At 42.8% G+C, this 21,939-nt stretch carries 23 protein-coding genes and 1 pseudogene; 11 read left to right on the top strand and 13 right to left on the bottom strand.

What is annotated here, in order from left to right; translation table 11 throughout:
* Positions 1–169 precede the first annotated feature (169 nt).
* A complete protein-coding gene (locus tag V7K27_RS29965) occupies positions 170–295 on the bottom strand; it encodes a hypothetical protein (RefSeq protein ID WP_334952156.1) in 126 nt (41 codons plus the stop codon).
* Between the two features lie 164 nt (positions 296–459).
* On the opposite strand from V7K27_RS29965, the gene V7K27_RS29960 reads away from it, so the two are divergent.
* The 4 genes and pseudogenes from V7K27_RS29960 (at position 460) to V7K27_RS29945 (ending at position 3,495) form a co-directional block, all read left to right on the top strand.
* Positions 460–1,467 carry a DNA polymerase III subunit delta' gene (locus V7K27_RS29960; protein ID WP_334952155.1) on the top strand — a complete coding sequence of 336 codons (1,008 nt, stop codon included), beginning with the start codon at positions 460–462 and terminating at the stop codon, positions 1,465–1,467.
* An 85-nt stretch (positions 1,468–1,552) separates the two neighbouring features.
* Positions 1,553–1,654: pseudogene (locus V7K27_RS29955) on the top strand (sugar kinase); the annotation flags it as partial.
* Positions 1,655–1,685: 31 nt separating this feature from the next.
* A complete protein-coding gene (locus V7K27_RS29950; protein WP_334952154.1) occupies positions 1,686–2,546 on the top strand; it encodes a 3'(2'),5'-bisphosphate nucleotidase CysQ family protein in 861 nt (286 codons plus the stop codon).
* Positions 2,547–2,775: 229 nt separating this feature from the next.
* Positions 2,776–3,495, top strand: coding sequence for a hypothetical protein (locus V7K27_RS29945; RefSeq protein ID WP_334952152.1), 720 nt, complete (start codon positions 2,776–2,778; stop codon positions 3,493–3,495).
* A 162-nt stretch (positions 3,496–3,657) separates the two neighbouring features.
* Here V7K27_RS29945 and V7K27_RS29940 read toward each other — a convergent pair whose 3' ends face one another.
* The 3 genes from V7K27_RS29940 to psbA all read right to left on the bottom strand — a co-directional run bounded on the left by V7K27_RS29940 (position 3,658) and on the right by psbA (position 6,876).
* Entirely contained in the window at positions 3,658–4,545 is an 888-nt protein-coding gene (locus V7K27_RS29940) for a hypothetical protein (RefSeq protein ID WP_334952151.1), read from the bottom strand.
* A 48-nt stretch (positions 4,546–4,593) separates the two neighbouring features.
* Positions 4,594–5,103 carry a hypothetical protein gene (locus V7K27_RS29935; protein WP_334952149.1) on the bottom strand — a complete coding sequence of 170 codons (510 nt, stop codon included), beginning with the start codon at positions 5,101–5,103 and terminating at the stop codon, positions 4,594–4,596.
* Positions 5,104–5,793: 690 nt separating this feature from the next.
* Positions 5,794–6,876 carry a photosystem II q(b) protein gene (gene psbA / locus V7K27_RS29930; protein WP_334952148.1) on the bottom strand — a complete coding sequence of 361 codons (1,083 nt, stop codon included), beginning with the start codon at positions 6,874–6,876 and terminating at the stop codon, positions 5,794–5,796.
* A gap of 276 nt (positions 6,877–7,152) precedes the next feature.
* Between psbA and V7K27_RS29925 the strand changes: the two genes are divergently transcribed.
* Positions 7,153–7,572, top strand: a complete 420-nt coding sequence (locus tag V7K27_RS29925) for a hypothetical protein (protein WP_334952146.1) — start codon at positions 7,153–7,155, stop codon at positions 7,570–7,572.
* A gap of 349 nt (positions 7,573–7,921) precedes the next feature.
* Here the strand turns inward: V7K27_RS29925 and V7K27_RS29920 are convergent, their stop codons facing one another.
* On the bottom strand, positions 7,922–9,073 hold the full coding sequence (locus tag V7K27_RS29920) for a hypothetical protein (RefSeq protein WP_334952145.1): 1,152 nt from the start codon (positions 9,071–9,073) through the stop codon (positions 7,922–7,924).
* A gap of 57 nt (positions 9,074–9,130) precedes the next feature.
* Entirely contained in the window at positions 9,131–10,204 is a 1,074-nt protein-coding gene (murG, locus tag V7K27_RS29915; RefSeq protein WP_334952144.1) for an undecaprenyldiphospho-muramoylpentapeptide beta-N-acetylglucosaminyltransferase, read from the bottom strand.
* Between the two features lie 84 nt (positions 10,205–10,288).
* Here murG and V7K27_RS29910 point away from each other — a divergent pair, with 84 nt between their 5' ends.
* Complete coding sequence (locus V7K27_RS29910) at positions 10,289–11,128, top strand: nuclear transport factor 2 family protein (RefSeq protein ID WP_334952142.1); 840 nt, start codon at positions 10,289–10,291, stop codon at positions 11,126–11,128.
* Positions 11,129–11,368: 240 nt separating this feature from the next.
* Here V7K27_RS29910 and V7K27_RS29905 read toward each other — a convergent pair whose 3' ends face one another.
* Entirely contained in the window at positions 11,369–12,001 is a 633-nt protein-coding gene (locus V7K27_RS29905) for an RNA-guided endonuclease InsQ/TnpB family protein (protein WP_334952164.1), read from the bottom strand.
* Between the two features lie 34 nt (positions 12,002–12,035).
* Positions 12,036–12,641 (bottom strand): RNA-guided endonuclease InsQ/TnpB family protein, encoded by a 606-nt coding sequence (locus V7K27_RS29900; protein WP_334952140.1) that lies wholly within the window; start codon positions 12,639–12,641, stop codon positions 12,036–12,038.
* Between V7K27_RS29900 and V7K27_RS29895 the strand changes: the two genes are divergently transcribed.
* The 4 genes from V7K27_RS29895 (at position 12,608) to V7K27_RS29880 (ending at position 17,234) form a co-directional block, all read left to right on the top strand.
* Entirely contained in the window at positions 12,608–12,712 is a 105-nt protein-coding gene (locus V7K27_RS29895; RefSeq protein ID WP_334952138.1) for a hypothetical protein, read from the top strand. The genes V7K27_RS29900 and V7K27_RS29895 overlap by 34 nt on opposite strands.
* Positions 12,713–12,864: 152 nt before the next feature.
* The gene (locus V7K27_RS29890) at positions 12,865–13,818 is read left to right on the top strand and encodes a DUF1822 family protein (RefSeq protein ID WP_334952136.1); all 954 of its coding nucleotides are present in this window, start codon (positions 12,865–12,867) and stop codon (positions 13,816–13,818) included.
* 179 nt (positions 13,819–13,997) lie between these two features.
* Positions 13,998–16,334: a CHASE2 domain-containing protein gene (locus tag V7K27_RS29885; RefSeq protein ID WP_334952135.1), complete on the top strand. Its 2,337-nt coding sequence runs from the start codon at positions 13,998–14,000 to the stop codon at positions 16,332–16,334.
* Positions 16,335–16,412: 78 nt separating this feature from the next.
* Positions 16,413–17,234, top strand: coding sequence for a DUF928 domain-containing protein (locus V7K27_RS29880; RefSeq protein WP_334952134.1), 822 nt, complete (start codon positions 16,413–16,415; stop codon positions 17,232–17,234).
* Between the two features lie 525 nt (positions 17,235–17,759).
* On the opposite strand, the gene V7K27_RS29875 is transcribed toward V7K27_RS29880, so the two are convergent.
* The 5 genes from V7K27_RS29875 to V7K27_RS29855 form a co-directional block, all read right to left on the bottom strand.
* On the bottom strand, positions 17,760–18,884 hold the full coding sequence (locus V7K27_RS29875; RefSeq protein WP_334952133.1) for an AI-2E family transporter: 1,125 nt from the start codon (positions 18,882–18,884) through the stop codon (positions 17,760–17,762).
* 90 nt (positions 18,885–18,974) lie between these two features.
* Positions 18,975–19,166 carry a hypothetical protein gene (locus V7K27_RS29870; RefSeq protein ID WP_334952131.1) on the bottom strand — a complete coding sequence of 64 codons (192 nt, stop codon included), beginning with the start codon at positions 19,164–19,166 and terminating at the stop codon, positions 18,975–18,977.
* A gap of 104 nt (positions 19,167–19,270) precedes the next feature.
* A complete protein-coding gene (locus tag V7K27_RS29865; RefSeq protein ID WP_334952129.1) occupies positions 19,271–19,831 on the bottom strand; it encodes a Uma2 family endonuclease in 561 nt (186 codons plus the stop codon).
* 389 nt (positions 19,832–20,220) lie between these two features.
* Complete coding sequence (locus V7K27_RS29860) at positions 20,221–20,781, bottom strand: Uma2 family endonuclease (RefSeq protein WP_334952128.1); 561 nt, start codon at positions 20,779–20,781, stop codon at positions 20,221–20,223.
* A gap of 84 nt (positions 20,782–20,865) precedes the next feature.
* Positions 20,866–21,426 carry a Uma2 family endonuclease gene (locus tag V7K27_RS29855; RefSeq protein WP_334952127.1) on the bottom strand — a complete coding sequence of 187 codons (561 nt, stop codon included), beginning with the start codon at positions 21,424–21,426 and terminating at the stop codon, positions 20,866–20,868.
* Between the two features lie 47 nt (positions 21,427–21,473).
* Here V7K27_RS29855 and V7K27_RS29850 point away from each other — a divergent pair, with 47 nt between their 5' ends.
* Positions 21,474–21,830 carry an alpha-L-fucosidase C-terminal domain-containing protein gene (locus tag V7K27_RS29850; protein WP_334952162.1) on the top strand — a complete coding sequence of 119 codons (357 nt, stop codon included), beginning with the start codon at positions 21,474–21,476 and terminating at the stop codon, positions 21,828–21,830.
* Positions 21,831–21,939: the final 109 nt, after the last annotated feature.

Here is a 21,939-nt window from a genome sequence, read left to right as displayed (position 1 = left end):
CCTAAGTACAATATTGCATAAATTTTAAAAAGACTTTGCGCCCCTCTGCGTTTAAAAACGCTACGATTTTACGCAAAGCTGTACGGGAGTATCTCAATGAGTGTAAAAAGCCTTGTAAAACCTCACCCCAACCCTCTCCGTGGGTTCGGAGAGGGAGCAAGAATCTTCTTTATGGATCTGGTTTATTTGCAAAACTGAGATACTCCCGCCTGTAGTACGTCCGATAAAGCAAAAGCGATCGCTTATAACGATCATAACTGCAAGCGTAAATGCGTAGCGGCTTGTCGTCAGACATCGGTCATCAAAGCTACCATTATTTACCCCGCAACTTCGGTTATTATTTGTCGGTAGAAGTCATTCCAACAGTGCTAGTATGTCGAACATAGGCATTTTGTAGCTTCTAAGTTGTCGTTCTAGAAGAAAACAACTCTACTACATCAGCCCTCTGTTTTCATATTCTTGTTTTGGCAAAGGTACTCAACTATTAACCCATTTGCACCAGTAGTCGGACAACAGCAAGCCATAGAATTACTGACTCAGGCTGTCAGACAAAACCGGGTTGCTCCAGCCTATCTATTTGTCGGGCCAGATGGTGTCGGAAGGAGTTTAGCAGCCAGGTGTTTTGTGGAATTGCTATTTTCTAGTGGGATGGAAATCACTGCGTCTTTACAAAACCGTTTGCGTCAAGGAAACCACCCAGCTTTGTTGTGGGTGCAACCAACGTATCAATATCAGGGACAACGATTAACAACAGCCGAAGCCGCCGAGAAAGGACTTAAGCGTAAGGCACCACCTGTAATTCGGCTAGAGCAAATTCGGGGAATTACCGAGTTTCTAAGTCGGCCACCCCTGGAAGCACCGAGGAATGTGGTAGTGCTGGAAGAAGCCCAAACAATGGCAGAAGCCGCAGCAAATGCTTTACTTAAAACTTTGGAAGAACCGGGACAGGCGACGTTAATTTTAATTGCACCTACACCTGAGTCTGTGTTGCCAACTTTGGTGTCACGCTGTCAACGTATTCCTTTTTATCGTTTAGATGCCGAGTCTTTGGCTGTTGTACTCACACAAAGTGGTCATCAGGAAATTTTGGCAAATCAGGCAGTATTGACTATAGCAGCTGGCAGTGCGGGAAGTGCGATCGCATCTTACGAGCAATTACAAGCTATTCCGCCTGAGTTACTCGAAGATTTGAAAAAAGCCCCTGCTTCCTTACGCAAAGCCTTGGAGTTAGCGAAAAAAATTGATAAAGATTTAGATACAGAAGCACAATTGTGGTTAGTTGATTATCTTCAGCAATTCTACTGGCAGCAGTGGCATCAACCCAGGATCATCAACCAACTAGAACAAGCTCGTAAATACTTACTTGCTTATGCTCAACCCCGGCTAGTTTGGGAATGTCTGCTTTTATCTTTGACACTCCCCAGCCATGAATCAATTCAAAATTCAAAATTCAAAATTCAAAATTAAAGACAGCCACCCACAAGGGGCGAGGTTTTAAACCTCACTTCTTTTCATAAATGACCAAGTATTATAGCATTGCTGTGTTAAAACTGGTATCGTAGATGTGCCACAGATTCAAGTGGTTGATACATTCGGGGCTGGAGATATTTTCCCTGGTGCTTTCTGTGATTATATTTTAAGGGAAAGTTTTACGTTATACATAATTTTTAGATTAGGCCAAATTAATGAAAGACTTAGAAGAAATATTAGCGATCGCTCGTGAGGTAGGTTGGGGCGCAGCAGATATACTGCGATCGTATTACCACGGCACTGCAAAAGACCCTAACTTAGAAGTACAGTATAAACAGAATGAGCCTGTCACTGTTGCTGATGTAGCTGTGAGTCAATATATTTTGGAAAGGCTACAAGCAACTTTAGGTAACGAAGATTTTGCTTACATCAGTGAAGAAACTTACCAATCGCCAAGTAATGGTACACAGCCTTCCGCCCCTTGGGTATGGATAATTGACCCTTTGGATGGCACACGAGACTTTATCGAAAAAACTGGGGATTATGCGGTTCACATTGCTTTAGTCAAGGAAACACGCCCAGTGTTGGCAGTGGTGGCAGTACCAGAGACAGAAAAGTTATATTACGCTACCAAAGGTGGGGGTACATTTGTCGAAACCCGTAATGAATCTGTTCCTTTACAAGTGTCGTCAGGTAAACCAGTTGAGGATTTAACTTTAGTCGTTAGTCGCTCTCACCGCAACCAACGGTTAGATTACTTACTACAAAACTTACCCTGTCAAAATCAGAAAGCTGTGGGTAGTGTAGGGTGCAAAATCGCCACCATTGTCGAGCAACAGGCAGATATCTATATTTCCCTTTCCGGCAAGTCTGCGCCCAAAGATTGGGATATGGCAGCCCCCGAACTGATTTTAACAGAAGCTGGTGGTAAGTTTACCCACTTCGATGGTAGTCCGTTGGAGTATAACACCGGTGATATCAATCAATGGGGAGGTTTGCTGGCTAGTAACGGTGAATATCACGAAGTGCTGTGTCAGGAAGCAGAAAGGATTTTAGCGCAGTTTGACCATAGCTAATGGAGCATTTGAGGATGAATATTTTTTAATTTACTTTTAAAACACTCAGTCATCGGATGATTACCAAGACTAGCAATAATAATCTTTACCACTTAGTCTACAGCTGAATTTTCAAAACACTAACTGCCTGAGCGATCGCTACTTAATTCCGAAATACGAGTCATATATATACCCATAAAGTATTGTAGATATCGTCAGTCTGCAATCTTGACTCTGGATTTTCAATAAAATGTTACGACTTTATCATTTATTACTAGGTTCTATTTTGCTGGTGTTAATACCACTGGGAGCAAAATTTCTTCTCCCCCAATTTTCTCCACCCAAAGTGGTAAAACCCCCTGCCGTTACAAAACTTCCCAACCCTAATCAGGGAAATATCTGGCAGAAAATCCTGGGAAATGCTCCTGCTTCCACTAACTGGGAAGTTGCTGCTTGCAAGGGAAATGCGCCCCTGTTGTGTGTCTCCTCCAAAGGGGAACTTTTGGGTACAGTTGAGATTAACGTTTACCCATTAGCAAAGAATGAGGATTTCCAAAAGAAACTTGTAGCAGCTGGTATTTCACCTGGTTCCCAAGTGGACTACCAAAGTTCCAAATACCAAACCCAGGTATTATCAGCACTCAAGGCTTGGGTTGCAGACCAATACGCTGCTTTTGTGAAAGACCGTCAGGGTAAATATGGAAAACAGATTCTTTTCTCAGCCTATCCACCCCAACCATTACCCGTTGGTAAGCTTCAGGGAATCCGCTATGGGTTCGTCGGACTCAAGCAACAAGGCGGAGTACAAGAGCAACATATCGGACATGTTGCTTTTGATGGCACTAAACTTTACGTAATTACCACTGCATTTGATCCAGGTACACAAACAGGTAAGTTTGAGAAACTGGAAAACTTGGCTATTTTTCAACCTTACTTAGATGCGATCGCATCTGATCTGCGTTTACCCTAATTGGTATGGGGCAATTTAATTTTGGATTTTAGATTGACGATTTTAGATTAAATTTCAATCTAAAATCCGTCTTAAAAAGTTTGCTCAACGGGGGGAACCCCCGCACGCAACTTTTCGCAAAATCTAAAATCTAAAATTCTTACTCCCCCACTCCCAATCAACCTAAATCTCAGCCACCGCCCGTTCAATCAAGCGACGTGCTAAAGTTTGCGTGCCGGTGTGTTCATAATAATTAGTTGCTACATCTAGGAACGCCGCGAGGTAGTCTAACTTGTCATCGGCAATATCGACAAAACTTTGCAAGTTGCCAACTACCTTTTGTGGCGTTAAATTATTGGCGCTGACTAACCCACTCATCCAACCTTTAACTGAGTCAAAGCTTTCGCCGATAAAAGCGAGTTTACTACCAGCATTGTTCCCTGGAATCACATCTTTGATGTTTTGGAAAGTCGAGTTTTTTTCTAAGTCCTGTGGATTTGTTTGATTAATTCCAGATATCGCTTTGCTGATGAAGTCTGGGCCTAGAGGGATCAAACCATCAACACAAATTAATGCCACCATGCGGATGAGTGACTCACCACTATACTCACCTAAAGAGGCGACAAAATCCCCAATACTGTCTCCAGGAATGCCGTTAATTTGGCAGAAAGCTACCAACTCAGCCACTAATTTTAATGTTAGATCGATGGTTTGGGCTTTGTCAGGTTTGGGAGTCACAGAGTTTAAAAAACCCAACAAAGGAATTTTCTCGCCAACTTTGTTAGCTAAAGCTGCTGCACCAATAGCTCTATCTGTACCATCAACGGTTTGATATAACCACAAGGCTGTTTGGTATCCTTGGGATTTGTCGTTGAATAGATAAATCGCTCGTTCGCCAATTTGCTGAATTAAATCTTCGTCGTCTTCGCCAGTGACGGTCTTAATGGTGTTGACAAAGCCGACGGTATTTTGCCACTGGCCTGGAGCAACAAAATCGAGGGAATTCAACATAGAAATGGTCAAGCCGCTTGTTGGTAATTGATCAACCAACTCAACAATCGATTTACTCACAAAAATCTCCTTATTTAGATTTTATTATCTGAATGTTCCTAATGCAAATTATTTTAGTTTAGCCAAACCATTCAGATTAAACTTCTCTAGCCAATTGGCGCGATCGCTAGCTTTAAATGACGGATCGCGGGAAAGTGCTTTTACTTGGTACTTACCTACCAAAATTGCAGTTTGCGTGTTACCAATCTCTACTGCGGGATAACCACCAATTTTTTTGGTGCTTTTCGAGAACTTTGCTGCTGCACTAGGTGTGCTGGTAGTATCAGAAATCGACAGCAACGCTATATCTTTACCGCCTTTTTTCAACTTCGCTTCCGCAAAGCCTTTTTTCTCTTGGGTATAGACCCGCTGGTAGCCATCACCGGCATCAGGGAAAAGCTTATTAAATTCGCTACCCTGAGTTGCGGTCTTAGTTACCGCTTGACCGCTTTTTTGTTGAGTGCTTTCTTTTTGCGCCTGGTCAAAACGTCCAGGTGTTTTGGGAGTACAGGCTGTTGTCAGTAGTACCACTGACAGCAACAAAGCAGCTACAACCCTACGCCCACGTTGTAAAATCATTTTCGGCTTCTCCTTATATTTGAGCTTTGAGGCAATTATCAGCGCTGCTAGCAATTTTTACCCGTAAAATTTACTTTTTGATAATTATTGTTTAAGTTCTGAACTATAGCGGTCTAAGGGACGAATGGCACTAAGAAAAGCCCAAAGACTTGTGTAACCTCGTTCCCAGCCTGGAGGCTGGGAACGAATTCCCAGAGGCTCTGCCTCTGGTCAAGAAACAGGAGGCGGAGCCTCCCAGAATGGGTTCCCAGCCTCCAGGCTGGGAACCAGTCAGGGCAAGGGCTGCATCTTAACTTAGTGCCATTCGTCTAAGGGACTTCCAACAAATAAATTATCCAATCTTGTGGGGTAGACTGAAAAGCTATTGGTGTCAACTTCAGGTGAAAGTTAGTCTAAAGCAGCATTTAGAGATTGCCTCGTTCCCAGTCTCCGACTGGGAATGCATTCTGAGAGGGCTGCCGCCTCAAGACTTGCGGCTCTGCCGCAATGATCTGCATTTCCAGCTTCTTGCTGTAAACGAGGTTTAACGAGGTTTAAAAAGGGTCTTGGCTTAAGTTGACGCCAATGGCGAGACGCCCACCCCACAAGAAGTAGTTGAGTATTTGGAAATCCCTAATGCAAAAACGCCCCCCTTTCGGGAGAGCGTCTTTTACTTATAGATAAGCGTGAAGAGCGTATCTCAGATTATGATTAACCGTTGATAGCAGGAGCGGTTAGAGCTACAGGAGCAAAATCACCAGCAGCCAAATCTAGGGGGAAGTTGTGAGCGTTGCGCTCGTGCATTACTTCCATACCCAGGTTAGCGCGGTTGATTACATCTGCCCAAGTTGCAATCACACGACCTTCAGAATCAATGATTGATTGGTTGAAGTTGAAACCGTTCAAGTTGAACGCCATTGTGCTTACACCCAAGGCGGTGAACCAGATGCCGATTACAGGCCATGCTGCTAAGAAGAAGTGCAAGCTGCGGCTGTTGTTGAAGGAAGCGTATTGGAAGATTAGACGACCGAAGTAGCCGTGGGCTGCAACGATGTTGTAGGTTTCTTCTTCTTGACCGAATTTGTAACCGTAGTTTTGTGATTCGGTTTCAGTTGTTTCACGAACCAAGGAAGAAGTTACTAGTGAACCGTGCATTGCAGAGAACAAACTTCCGCCGAATACACCAGCTACACCTAATTGGTGGAAGGGGTGCATTAAGATGTTGTGTTCTGCTTGGAACACGATCATGAAGTTGAATGTTCCGCTTATTCCCAAGGGCATACCATCAGAGAAGGAACCTTGTCCGATGGGGTATACCAAGAATACTGCACTTGCTGCTGCTACTGGTGCAGAATATGCGATCGCAATCCAAGGACGCATTCCTAAGCGGTAGGATAGTTCCCATTCACGACCCATGTAGCAGAATATGCCAATCAGGAAGTGGAAAATTACCAATTGGTAAGGGCCGCCGTTGTACAACCACTCATCTAGAGAAGCTGCTTCCCAAATTGGGTAGAAGTGCAAGCCGATAGCGTTGGAGGAAGGTACTACTGCACCAGAGATGATGTTGTTTCCGTAGATTAAAGAACCTGCAACAGGTTCACGGATACCATCGATGTCTACTGGAGGTGCGGCGATGAAAGCGATTACGAAGCAGGCGGTGGCTGCTAGCAGGGTGGGAATCATTACTACGCCGAACCAACCGATGTAGATGCGGTTATTAGTGCTGGTGATCCATTCGCAGAATCGATCCCATACGTTGGCGCTTGAGCGCTGTTGTAAGGTTGTTGTCATGGTTTTATGATTGCGGTTATTTATGAATCAGGCGGTTTTGTTTTTGCCTGTGAAAGTACTTTACACTGCTTTACAATTTTTAATCAAGTTTTATTACTTCAGTAAAGCTGATGCAAGTTATTAGTTTTGTTTATTTCTGGTCATCGCTGAGAGTACGAGATTATTCTTAACTCACATCTTGCACCTAGCCCTGGCGATTAGAAATCGCGGCTATACAAACGAAGTCCACCTCCGTGGACTAATACAAAATCAAAGGTTTTTAACCCACGTTCGCCCTTGGGTCATTTCCCCCTGCTAAAAAGCCCCCTACCAACAGCTTCTTCGTTAAAACAGATACCTCGAAGTCGTGTTCAGGTACTTAAATATCGTGTTCAGGTACTTAAATATCGTGTTCAGGTACTCAAATATCGTGTTCAGGTACTCAAATATCGTGTTCAGGTACTTAAATATCGTGTTCAGGTACTTAAATATCGTGTTCAAGTACTCAAATATCGTGTTCAAGTACTCAAATATCGTGTTCAGGTACTCAAATATCGTGTTCAGGTACTCAAATATCGTGTTCAGGTACTCAAATATCGTGTTCAGGTACTCTTAACTTTGTCGCACCGCGATCAAGTATACAGGTGCGGCAGCTACGCCCGCCGTAGGCATCGCCTTCATAAATCTCCACAAACAAAGCAAACGTTTAACTTTTAAAACAGTCGCCAACATCAGGCGATCGCACTTGACAATCAAGACAGTTGCTACAAATACTTAATTTTGTAGGACTTACGCATTGACAGACATAACCAAATATGCATCACATCTCGTTACAAGGCTCTGCCTTGTAATGCTCTTGTGGGAGGCTCTGCCTCCTCTCAAACTGGGAGGCTCTGCCTCCCAGTGATCACATTCCCAGGCAGAGCCTGGGAACGAGGCAGGGCAAGACTTTTATCTTAACAAGCTTTATATGCACATGATGCTCAATTTGTAAAGTGTGTAAGTCCTAAAATTATGAATTATGTTGACCCGTGCATAGATATTTTGAATCAATCAAATTAATGCATTACTTCTTTACTAAAAAATATGCTGTAGCATAGTCTGGCAATTGGCTGATATTCTGCCCAAATTCTTTTTTATTCTGAAAAATACCTGCCAAAAAATCGAGTTGATAAAGATTGGGTAAAAATGCTCCGCCTGTATCGGCGATGACTCCCATTTGCAAATGTTTGCGACCACCTTGAGTATGCTCAATCACAATCACTTTACCTAAACCAATATTCAAAACATCTCCCGCAAAAGTGACTCCGGGTTTGATAGAAATTTTTGCATCTATTTTGTATCCATAGCCTTTAATAGCATCAACTTCTCTAAAATACCAATAACGCTTTTGTGCTGTTGCCTTTAATCCGCGAATATAAGACATTCCATTATTTCTATCTACATTAAAAAACGCCTGATCACCATCTGTAAAATTAATCAGTATTGTTCCTTCCATAATTGCTTCTTCTAAGCCATTTCTGGTTAGATAAGCGAGAGTCGTAACTTTTCCAAATTCTCTACCACCTGGTTCATAAATACCCGACAAAACATCCTGCTTTGTGTATTGAGTGTAGAATTTATCGTTATTAGAGTTTTCTTTTAAGCTATAAATTGGTATATTAAAAGTAGAGGTTTTTTTGCGAGAACCGGGGTGAGTAAATACAGCATATTTGGTAATTCGTAATTGTTTTTGCTGTTTATTGTTTGGGTTGTAGGCAGACCATTTAATGACTCTAAAATTGGTATTGATAAATTTAGGGTCTTGTAAACGAGTAGTTCGATTATTAGCAATATCCTCCTTTAAGACAGCAATCATGAAATCCAAAGTTTTGAGAACATCTGGCACAGTAACCCCTTGAGTGGCAAGTATTCCTGTACGCAGAATATCTGGATCTTCTGAAGCGTAGTCTTGAAAATATTTTCTAGTATTAGCAAGAACGGTTAATAAATCTCTTTGATTGAAGTTAACCTTACTATTTGGCAGTTTGACTGGAGTAACAATCTGGCTGCCATTAATGCTAAATTTATATTTTTTGAACTCATCGACAACTGGATATGGTGCAGATGCTGCTAACAAATCTTGTGGAGATGAAAAATGGCTACTGGCTAAACTTACAACTAATAAGCCAGCACAACCGATTGTGAGGCGGAATTTTTGGTTAAATAAGATATTCATAACCTGGAGAATAAATTCCTATTGTCTTTAATTACGAATTACGAATTACGAATTATTTTAAGTTTCTATCACCTCACGCACTAATTGCGCCAACTTTTCGGCACTATCGGGAACTGCGATCGCATGAGCTTTTTCGCTCATCTTTACTAACTCTGGCGGTGACTGCAACAAATTCAACACAATACTTTGCAATGCTTGAGTCGTCAACTCTGATTGCTTCAACGTTAACGCCGCACCAGATGAAGTAAATACGTCTGCATTATAAGATTGATGATCTTCTGCGGCAAAGGGGTAAGGAATCAAAATCGCTGGCGTTCCACACACTGCCAATTCTGTCAAGCTACCTGCGCCAGAACGACTAATGGCAAGAGTTGCTCGTTGCAACAAGGCGGCCATATTGTTGTAAAAAGGTAAGGCTATGTATTGTGGATGTTTGAGACTATCTGCTTCTGGATCGCGATCGCCTGTCAAGTGTACTACATAGACACCAGCATCAAACCAAACCTTTGCAGATTCGCGCACCAATTTATTAATCGCAATTGCACCTTGGCTACCACCAAAGACGACAATTAAGGGAACACCATCAGGAATGGCTAAATCTAGTGGTGCATTAATTGCCCCATCGAGAAATTGCGATCGCACAGGAGTGCCAACGTACACACTTTTAGAACGGGGTAAATATTTAGCAGCTACTTCAAATCCCAAAGCTACCGCATTACACCAAGGGCCAAAAAAGCGAGTTACTTTCCCTGGTAAGGCGTTAGACTCGTGGAAAACCACGGGTAAACCGAGAGAACGCGCCGCAATCACGGCAGGTCCTGCAATGTAACCCCCTGTGGTAAACACCCCTTGAAAATTTCCCTGTTTGAGAATTCGTCTGACTTCCAGAATCGAAAGGGCGAGTTTACCCAAGATGCGAATCGAGGAGAGTCCAAACCCTTGCTGAAACCCTTCAACTGCAATAGTATTCAAGGGATACTGTTTGGGAACAAGTTGAGTTTCCAGCCGATTGGATACTCCCAGCCATTCTATTTGATAATCTGGAAGTTTATCTGCCAGTGCGATCGCTGGAAATAAATGTCCACCAGTCCCACTGGCAGCGATTAATAATCGTATCGGTGCGTTTGCCATCAAACCTTTACCGTTTAGCGCCTAGCTTAACTAAGATAAAACAATTTCCTTACTTTCTCTAATCAAATCAGTAAATTCTTACCAATGACTAACATTATTGCCGCCTTAGTGAAACGCCAACTTAGATTTCCAGCAAGTATCGGGTTGATATCCTTCCTGCTGACACTTGGTTTAACAAGTAGTTGGCAACGCACTCAAGCGACGACACCACAGCAATTAGTCCAAGCTGGTACACCCCAAAATGCACCACCCGAACTGAAAAACCTGTTGACGCAAGTTGATGCCGCCGCTACTCGCGGGGATGTGAAAGGGGTGTTGCAATTCTATAGCCCCAATTTCACTCATGGAGATGGATTAAACCTCCAAACTATGGAAAAGTCTTTGACTTCACTTTGGCAACGATATCCTAAGTTGCAATACACTACAAAATTGCTATCTTCAAAATCTGAAAGCAATGGGATTATTGCCGAAACAGAAACGCAGATAACTGGCTTACCCTCTGGTAGCCCTAATAATTTGACTCTCAATGCCACGATTAAATCGCGTCAGCGCATTGCCGGGGGAAAAATCGTCCGCCAAGATATTTTGTCAGAACGCACCCTAATTACCTCTGGCAGCAAGCCGCCCCAAATTGAGATTAAATTACCACAGCAAGTGCAAGTCGGTCAGAAGTATAATTTTGATGCGATCGTCAAAGAGCCACTTGGTGATGATTTTCTACTAGGAACCGCGCTAGAGGAATCTATCCAACCAGATAAATTTCTCAACCCCACATCCGTGGATTTGGAATTACTGACATCTGGCGGATTGTTTAAAGTCGGACAAGCACCATCTATCCCTGGTAGTCAATGGGTTTCTGCTGTCATCCTGCGCGGTAATGGGATGACGATGATAACTCAGCGCCTGCAAGTGGTGAAGAAGTAGAGACGCGATTAATCGCGTCTGTACAGGAATTTGGAGAGACGCGATTAATCGCGTCTGTACAGGAATTTGGAGAGACGCGATTAATCGCGTCTGTACAAGAGTTAGGAGTTAGTGCGCTACGCTATCGGTAGCGCACTAAAAATTTGGATGGTGCGATCGCTTTAATCTATGAGATTTCCCTGACATAAGCTGGAGTTATATTAAACGTTGTACTGGGAGTGTTAGTCCGATCTAAAAATGCTAACAATTGCTCACATTTTCTTCTTGCTTCAACCTAGCGATGTCGGCATCAACTAGTCCACAAGCTGACACGACCGATCTGGCCGCCTTGGACAAATTCACAGAAGCATTTAAATCTCTGTCACATTCAAATCCACAGTGTTCGCATTTAAAAACACGTTCTTTGAGTGACAGAGATTCTTTTTTGACCCCGCAGTTAGAACAAGTCTTACTACTGGGGTAGAACCTATCCACAATAACTAACTTACTACCATGCAGTTGAGTTTTGTACTCTAACTGACGGCGGAACTCATAGAATCCCATATCAGCAATAGCTTTGGATAATTTCCGGTTAGCCATCATCCCGGACACATTTAAATCCTCAATCCCAATAACAGCGTGGTTTTTACTGATATGAGTTGTAATTTTGTGTAGTGTATCCTTGCGGACATTGGCTATTTTTTGGTGTAGTCTTGCTGCCTTGAGCGTGGCTTTTTTCTGGTTAGCAGATCCAATCTGTTTATGGCGGTTTAGCCACTGCATCCGAGATAATTTCTTATAGTATCTTTTGTAACTTTTTGCGCCGTCAAACATCTCCCCTGTGGAGAGCGTGGCTAAATGATTGATGCCTAAATCCACGCCCACAAAATCAATTGCTTTGGAAGTGTGGATAGTTTCTATCTCAATCTTAAATGAGATAAACTTTTCTTTCAGCTTGGCGGCTTATTGTGACTGATTTAGGTTTCACTCCATGCGGCAATCGCTCATAAGTTTTTACCCAGCCAATCACAGGCACTTTTACCTTGTGGTGGTCAACATGAATTGAACCATCCAAAGTAAAACTGTCGTTGCGTCCTTTTTTCTTGAAGTTCGGGAATCCCCGCAATTTTTTAAAGAAAGCTTTAAACGCATCAGACAACGACCTGAGCGCATACTGAGGAGCGCATTTACTTACTTCGTAGTACCAAGGTAAGCGAGCTTTGATTGATGCTATCAACCACTTATGCAAGTCAATCGCTGACGGAAATTTGATTTTATCCTCAGGATTGACGCGGTTGTGCTTTAATACTTCTTTGCATAATGCCAAACCCTGATTATATGCGTGTCTTGCCGTACCTGCGTGTTGTGCCAGCACTGCAAGTTGTTTTTTATTTACCTTGAGTTTCGTCTGAAATCCTATTATCATGTAATGATTGTATAGCAAAATGCTAGGAAATGGCAGACGAAAAACAGTTAAATATAAGGATTCCAGAAAAAGAAATGGATGTGCTTGAGAGATACTGTAAGCAGACATCAAGAACTAAAACTGATGTGTTACGTGAGTTAATTCGCAGCTTGTCAAAGAAAGTAAGCAAAAGTGAGTAATTGTTAGCTTATTGGATGCTGTTTGCTAGCCCTAGCCCCCAATCGCCAATCCCTAATTCTGTTTTTCCAATAATCATTCTCTATTTTGTGGCATAAATTTAGTGAATGTAGGTGATATGTATATACCAGCATTGATCACTAGGGATTGATTTATGAATAACTCCACCTATCAGCTAGACGATTTTGCTTTAACATTGCCGATTTCCCAATCAGCTCGCATAACTGCCCAGCAATTTGCTAACCAACAGCCAAATCCTGAAAAAGCAGAGCAAGTTCGGCTGAATACGCTAGCTGTGTGGGTGGTGAATGACTACTTGACAATGATGGATATTCCTACTGACCTCCAAGCTAGTGACAGCTGGAACCCCATCATGCGCCTTTGTGGGAATGTCGCTGACTTAAAGATGCCTTCAGTTGGTCGTCTGGAGTGTCGCCCTGTCCATCTGCATCAGCAGAGATGTTCCATTCCTCCAGAAACCTGGGAAGAACGGGTGGGTTATTTAGTAGTTCAATTTGATCAATCACTCCAAGAAGCGAGACTGCTTGGTTTTATGCCTAGTGTGGCAACTGAAACACTGCCTTTAGAACAACTACAACCATTGGAAGCGTTTATCGACCACCTGTGGAAACTGCGCCAATTGGTGAATTTGAGTCAGTGGTTTGCTGGTATATTTGAGAAAGGTTGGCAGACTATTGAATCTTTGTGGAACGTGCCGGAACTCAGACCAGCTTATGCCTTTCGCAGTCCTGAAACTTTGCAACTAAATGCCCTAAACCAACCAGAATCAATCACTAAACGTGCAAAACTGATTGATTTGGGTATCCAAATTCTCAACCAACCAGTCATGTTGATTGTGCAAATCAGCCCCGAAAAGGATCAACAAACCAGTATTCATCTCCAATTGCACGCCACTGGGAATCAAGTCTACTTGCCGCCCGGAGTTCATCTTACCGTTCTAGATAGTTCGGGAACAGTATTTCTAGACGCTCAATCTAGAAAATCAGACAACTACATTCAGTTGCAGTTTCGCGGGGAACCTACAGAGCAATTTAGCGTTAGAGTCGCCATGAATGATATCAGCATTACCGAACATTTTAGAATTTGAAACATCTAGCTATCTTCCCTCTTTGTCGGTAATTTATAAGTGGTAATTGGTTAATTAAAAATTCATAATTAAAAATTCAACTCGGCTTTTAGGGATTTTGAAATAAATCTGTAAACGCTTCGGGAGCTTGCGATCAGACATTAGAACAGGGCATGATTTGCACAGGGAGATAGCGACTGATGGGTAAGTTAGTGATTCTGAAATTCGGGGAGGGTAGTTTTGAGCAGGGGTTTGCTGTCACTCTCCAAATTGGTGAAGAACACGAGCGTGCTACAGCAGAAATCACGGGGAAGCTACCTTCATTCCCAGAAATGCCGCTCTATTATAGTCATTGGCAGTCTAGTTATCGACAAATAGGCAATCGTTATCGCCTCCATGCTGACCAAATGCAGGTGACGAATGTATCGATGATTCAAGACTGCGAAAACACTTCCCATATTTTGCGCGCACGTTTTAATACCTGGCTGCGAGCAGAGGAATTTCGCCCTTTGAGGGAAAAATGGTTACAAAGATTGTCGTCCACCGAAGAAGTGCGGGTGATTCTGCAAACAGAAAATAGCCAATTGCAACTATTACCCTGGCATCTGTGGGACTTATTAGAACAGTACCCCAAGGCTGAAATTGCCCTTTCTTCACCATCCTACGATCGCATTTACAAGCCACGCACAAAAAATCCATTGGTCAACATTTTAGCAATTGTGGGCAATAGTCAGGGGATTGACACCGAAGCCGATCAAGCCTTACTGCAACAGTGTCCGAACGCAGACGTTAGCTTTTTGGTAGAACCACAACGTAAAGAATTGACTGAGCATCTTTGGGGAAAAAACTGGGATATTCTCTTCTTTGCTGGGCACAGTTCCAGTAACGGAAATGGAGAAAGCGGACGAATTTACCTGAATAAAACTGATAGCCTCAGCATTGGCGAGTTAAAGTACGCTCTCAAGAGAGCGATTGAAAACGGCTTGCAACTAGCTATATTCAACTCTTGTGATGGATTGGGATTGGCCCGAGAATTGGCTGATTTGCAAATTCCTGAAATCATTGTGATGCGTGAACCAGTCCCAGACTTGGTTGCAAAGGAGTTCTTAAAGTATTTTCTCCAAGGTTTTGCCGGTGGCGAGTCTTTATATCAGTCGGTACGCCAAGCGCGAGAACGGTTGCAAGGACTTGAGGATCGATTTCCTTGTGCGACTTGGCTACCAGTGATTTGTCAAAATCCAGCGCAGATACCACCCACTTGGGATGAATTAAGGTCTACAAAAACTGAAGAACCACCGATTTTAGCTTTGCCTACCGGACGCAAATTTCAGAGAACCTTGTTATCCAGTTTGGCAATTACAGCCTTGGTTTGTGGGGTGAGATTGCTAGGATTTTGGGAAAATCTAGAGATTCAAGCCTTTGACCTGATGATGCGATCGCGCCCTGCGGAGGGAGTTGATCCCCGACTGCTAGTAATTACAATTGACGATGATGATTTGGCAATTCAAAGACAAAATGGTGAGTCTTTGATTGGAGCTTCGATTTCCGAAAAATCTCTCAACAAACTACTGGCAAAACTGAATCAATACCAACCCCGTGCGATCGGTTTAGATATCTACCGTGATTTTAAAGCCAAACAACCAGATTTAATTACTCGTCTCAACCAAACTCAGAACTTGATTGGTATATGCAAGGGAAGTGATAGCACAGTAAATATCAAAGGCATTAAACCGCCACCAGAAATCCCTACAGTCAACCTGGGATTCAGTGACTTTATTCACGATCGTGATGGAGTTATCCGTCGGCATCTTTTGTTTATGAACCAGGAGGCGACATCGTTGTGTCCTGCTCCCTTTGCATTCAGTCTACAACTGGCCTCTCTCTATCTGCGCCCTTCAGGAATTCAACCAAAGTTCACCCCTGAAGGGAATTTGCAGCTCGGTAAAACTATTTTTCCAAATCTGAAATCTCGTAGTGGCGGCTATCAAAATATTGATGCCAATGGCGGTCAAATCTTACTTAACTACCGTTCTTCAAAACAAATAGCCGAACTGGTGAAGCTAACCCCATTTTTATCTAGTTCAGTTAACCCTAATGCCATCAAAGACAAGATTGTTTTAATTGGTGTGGTGGCAAGGGGGGATTCTCCAGACACCTGGCCTACACCTTATGGTGCTGCTTTAGATGAGCAAATGCCAGGAGTGTTAGTACAAGCGCAGATGATCAGCCAGATCCTCAGTGCTGTCCAGGATGGGCGGCCATTGCTGCGAGTTTGGTCGCTGTGGGTTGAGGTGGCCTGGATTTGGGGCTGGTCTTTGGTAGGGGGAGTCCTGGCTTGGCGAAAGCTTTCGTTACCCTGGTTGGCATTGGCAGTCAGTATTGCCTCTAGTATTGTGTATATAGTTTGTTTTAGTCTGTTCATTTGGGGTGCTTGGGTACCCTTTGTACCATCGGCTTTGTCATTGGTAGCCACGGTTGGCTTGATGTCAATTTATAATAATTCAAAAACAAAAGTTCAGGTGGCGAGTGGGCAATAGGGGACTTCCAATTCAAAATTCAAAATTCAAAATTCAAAATTGAAGAAAGTTTCAGACTTTTATTTAAGGTAGGTTTTTATGAAGTCAAATTCACAACTGATAAAACTGTTTTTAGTAGTAGCTTTTAGCTGCACCAGTTTATTAGTTAGCCTGATTCCAGTACTGGCGAAACCAACTCTTGGTTCTTTACTTAGCGATGGGTTACGCCTACGCTCTAATCATAAAACGACCCTTGCTCAAGCTACATTTAATCAACCTTCACTTCCACCTGGCCCACCTCCGGGAGGTCGCGTTCGTGGTGGAGCAAAGCGCGGGCCTGGATGTGAACTTACTAAACTTGATCTGACTGCTTTAGTACCTTTTACTCAGGAAGCTAACTCAGTGATTAATGTCTGGGGAGAGACAACGCAAGAACGCCCAAGTTGGTTTTTCTATGTGCCATATACCAAAGATTTGCCCTATGCAGTTCAATTTGTGCTGCAAGATCAGGACTCTAACGAGATTTACCAAAAGGCGATCGCTCTACCAGATAAACCAGGAGTCATCCGCGTTTCTCTGCCTAGCACTGCTCCCGCTTTAGTAGTAGACAAACAATATCACTGGTTTCTCAAGATTAACTGTGACAAGGAAGAAAATTCTCCCCCGACTTTCGTCGATGGGGTAATACAACGAGTCGAAGTGAATCCAGCCACAGCCAAAGAGCTACAAACCACAGAACCTCTAAAGCGCTATGCTATCTATGCCCAAAAGGGGATATGGTACGAGGCACTGACGATACTGGCTCAACTGCGTCAGAAAAATCCTGAAGATGCAGCACTGCAAACAGAGTGGCGGAATTTGTTAAGCAGTATCCACTTAGATGATATTGCCGCAGAACCGATTCTCTCGGATAAACCTTAGACTTTGACAAAACAGAATTCAGAATTCAGGAGTCAGAATTCTGAATTCAGGAGTGATAAGTTGATGTGCAGCTAAATTGTATAACACGAAAACCCAAAAATATTGTAGTGCGGGCAACATGAGCGCGTTCAATATACAAATTAAATACGCAACAGCTTATCATGTCCGCCAAATTACCCATAATAAAATAGGACTTACACAAAACCACACGTCCTCTGGGGCAATTTATGAATTGCCCTTACCAGAAAATCACTCTTTTCGGCTATTGTTTGCGTAAGTCCTGTAAAAGAACCTCACCCCAACCCCTAAGCTACGGTGTATACACAAGTCTGAAATAGTTTACTCACCTGGTTTTTCGCGTCAGTTTTACCCCACCCTAACCCTCCCCTTATAAAGGGGAGGGAACTAGATTCGGACATGATATGACTCCTGAATTCTGACTCCTGAATTCTGACTCCTGAATTCTGACTCCTGAATTCTGACTCCTGAATTCTGACTCCTGAATTCTGACTCCTGAATTCTTCTTTAATCTGATCGCTTCTGATTAATATCAGGATTTTCTGCTGTCCAATTATCATCTGCTTGAGGAGATTCAGAAACCATCACCAACTCAGTCTCTTGTGTATGATTATTTCCCCAGTTATCCAAAACATCTTTAATTAACACTTCTTGCAACCAAATCTTAGCGACAACGGTCAAGGGTAGGGCTAGAAATAATCCTAAAAAGCCAAAGAAAGTCACGAAAAATAGTTGGGCAATTAAGGTTAGCGCTGGCAGTAATGAGACTTGATGCGCCATGACAACGGGCGTGATGAAATTACTTTCAACCTGTTGAATGATAAAGTAGAGAGCCAAGACAGCGATCGCTTTCCAAGGTTCATCCAAAAAGGCGATCGCCATTGCGGGTATGACACTCATCGTTGGGCCAAGGTTGGGAATTAAGTTAAAAAATCCTGCTAAAACCGCTAAAGCTAGTGCTGCCTTTACATGCAAAATTGATAAGCCAATTAGACTCATCAGCCCAACTACACAGATGGCAATGAAAGCGCCTGTAATCCATCCCTCCAAAGAGACTTCACATTTATCTAAAATCCCATCTACCCGCCGCCGATAAAATGAGGGGAAAAGCTGCACAAATACTTGGCGATAAGCCACGGGGTCGGCTAATAGCATTCCGGTTAAAACCAACACTAGCAAAATCTTCAGGACGACTTCCAAAGAACCAGATACAAAGGCGAAGGAGTTTCCCAATAGTCGATTGACGAAGGGCTGTACTTGTTGGATGAGGCTATTGATATCTGGGATGTAAGGAACTAACTGGTTAGGAATACGAGTTCTTAGGGCATCAAGCCAACCATTAAAGCTCTCAAACCCTTTCGGAACCTGATAAGTTAGTTCTTGAAACTGCTGTGCAAAAGGTGGCACAATTAGCCAGAAAAAACCCGCGATACCTGCAAAAAAGATAGCTACTGCTAGGAGGACGGCGAATCCACGCTTCATCCCAAAGCGTTGGAAGCGTTTCGCTAACCGATTTAAGGTGGTGGCTAACACAACTGCGGCAAACATTAGCAAAAGCACTTCCCGAATTTGCCACAGGATGTATAAAGAAAGAACTATGGCGATTAAGCCGATCCATTGACCGAGGTTCACAGGCTGACTCCCAACGGTTGGGGAGATGCAATTTTCTGGTAATTCAGCTAGGTTAGCCCATTTTAGGAACTTGTGCGTAGATAGTTTGAGTTAATTTTGGTTCTGTGCTTGGAATCGCCACAGGAGCGCGATCGCTATAATCACAATCGGCAACAATATTATAATCAGCGCGTTGGTTGCTGTCGCCGGAATTGATAGACTTGGCGCTGCATACTTAATTAATAGCGATAACAAAGCTGAGAGTAAAAGCAGTTTCAGAACTAATCCTAGTTGATTTTCCATAAAAGTACGGGATATAAATTTTTCTGGTACACACTAATTTGGGCTGTACCGCCCAGTTTCTACAATAAACCTACAGATACAATCCTTTGCAACTTTCTCCTTTTTTACGTCAAACTCAACCAGCCAAAAACTTCTTCCACAGTCAGTTCCAACTCGATACCCTCAAGAATGGGTAATTTATCAGCACTTTCGTATAATTCCACTCGCTGTCCAGGAAAAATTCCTAGCACACTTTCGTCTTCAGGGTTAATTAACCAGCCTAATTCAGTACCATTGCGTGAACAATGCAATAATTTACTCAATACTTTTTTTAACTTTTGATCTGGGGAAAGAATCTCAATTGCCCAGTCGGGATGAATTTCAAAGCGGTTAGCAATTCTGCCAGATGAAGTTTTAGGAATTCTATCCCAACGAAACACAGAGACATCGGGGACGATAGAAGCGCCGCCAAAGGTACAGCGCAGTTCGGGCAAAGCGTAAGCAATTTTTTGGCTTCTAGCTATGCTGTTAATTGTTTCGCAAAGAGTAAGCTGAAGCAAGCTATGTTCACCTTGGGGCATTGGTTTTTGAATGATTTCTCCGTTAATAAAGTCTGATGCTGGTTCAGTTTCCGGCAGTTTGAGGAACTCGTCTAAAGTTAGTTGGGGTTGAGTTACGATCGCCATCAGCAAAATAGTATGGAGAGGATAGTTTTATTATGGGCGTGCGATCGCCTCGCGTCCTTCGTTTCTGACAGGTGCTAGAAATTATATTTTTGCGAAACCCACGAGGCGATGATTGTTACGTATAGCAATCCTATTTGAGATCCGTATTGGTTCATACTGATGCAGCTTAGGAAAATCAAATTCTTAGTAATTGGTAAATAGACTTGGCGCTGCATACTTAATTAATAGCGATAACAAAGCTGAGAGTAAAAGCAGTTTCAGAACTAATCCTAGTTGATTTTCCATAAAAGTACGGGATATAAATTTTTCTGGTACACACTAATTTGGGCTGTACCGCCCAGTTTCTACAATAAACCTACAGATACAATCCTTTGCAACTTTCTCCTTTTTTACGTCAAACTCAACCAGCCAAAAACTTCTTCCACAGTCAGTTCCAACTCGATACCCTCAAGAATGGGTAATTTATCAGCACTTTCGTATAATTCCACTCGCTGTCCAGGAAAAATTCCTAGCACACTTTCGTCTTCAGGGTTAATTAACCAGCCTAATTCAGTACCATTGCGTGAACAATGCAATAATTTACTCAATACTTTTTTTAACTTTTGATCTGGGGAAAGAATCTCAATTGCCCAGTCGGGATGAATTTCAAAGCGGTTAGCAATTCTGCCAGATGAAGTTTTAAGAATTCTATCCCAGCGAAACACAGAGACATCGGGGACGATAGAAGCACCGCCAAAGCTACAACGCAGTTCTGAGAAAGCGCAAGCAATTTTTTGGCTTTCAGTTACGTTATTAATGACATTACAAAATTTAGTCTGTAGTCGGCTATGTTCACCTTGAGGCATAGGTTTTTGAATGATTTCTCGGTTAATAAAGTCTGATGCTGGTTCAGTTTCCGGCAGTTTGAGGAAGTCGTCTAAAGTTAGTTGGGGTTGACTGGCAATAGTCATAAGTGAGTGGAATAGAGGAGATGGTTTAATTATGGGCGAATGTGCGATCGCCTCACATCTTTCGTTTCTGACAGGTACTAGAAATTATATTTTTGCGAAACCCACGAGGCGATTAACTTGGATAGATACATCACCAAAGGCTAGGGGGACAATAATACCTGTAGTTAATGTCAGTTCTGTTGTGTATTGTCCATTTTTTAAGTCTCGAAATACTTGCATCTGAGAATTTTTAAGATTGACGACCCAATATTCAGCAATGCCTGATTCTGCATAGATGTCTTTTTTATCACCTAAGTCTTTGCTCAAGGTGGACTGAGAAAATTCGATAATCCAGAAAATATCTTCAGGGTAAGGGTGATGTTCTAAGTAGACCTCGCCTAAAGGTTTGACAATAGCAACATCCGGGACGGGTTCTGAGTCGTTAGGTAGGGTGATGGGTTTAGCATCGCGGATTTTTGCCCGTTCACCTAGCAGTGTGCGGAGATAATCAGCTGCTTCGGTATTGTAGTAGGCATGGGGTTCTCGTTCTGGGGGCATAACTATGAGGTCGCCGCGCAATAGTTCAATGGGTTGGTCATCAAAAATCCCTGCTTCTATTGCTCGGTGATAGCGTTCAATTGTCCATTTATAGGTAGTTACCGTCATAGCCGCCTTTTTTCTATCGCTTCGACAATAGCTTTAGTTTGATTTTAGTGCGAACTGAACGGTTGCTAGGCTTAGGCAAGTGGCTAGATGTAAATGGTGAAGCCATCTTTGGTTCGCGCTATTGGATACGCTCAGAAGATGTATCCACTCAAGGCATCCGAGTGCGCTACACCACAAATAAAGGTAATTTATATGCTGTCTTGCTTGATACTCCTATGAGTCAGACGCTGACAATCCCAGGGCTAATTCTGCCGAAAAATGCAAAGATTACAATGCTAGGGGCAAAAGGTAAACTTGAGTGGCAACAGTACGGACAGAATTTAGTTGTCACGCTACCGGATATGTGTGTAGGGAAAAAATCACCAGCCTACACGTTGAAAATCAGCCAGATGCCTCTTTCCTGAAGCTCGGATAATAACGTTAACGGAGTTCAGAGGTGGATTCATCCAGTTCAAAGACTCGTTAACGGAGTTCAGAGGTGGATTCATCCAGTTCAAAGACTCGTTAACGGAG

The sequence above is a fragment of the Nostoc sp. genome, assembly GCF_036919575.1.
Lineage (GTDB): Bacteria > Cyanobacteriota > Cyanobacteriia > Cyanobacteriales > Nostocaceae > Nostoc.
Note: the sequence above shows the minus strand (reverse complement) of the source record. Positions and strands in the feature narration are given on the sequence as shown.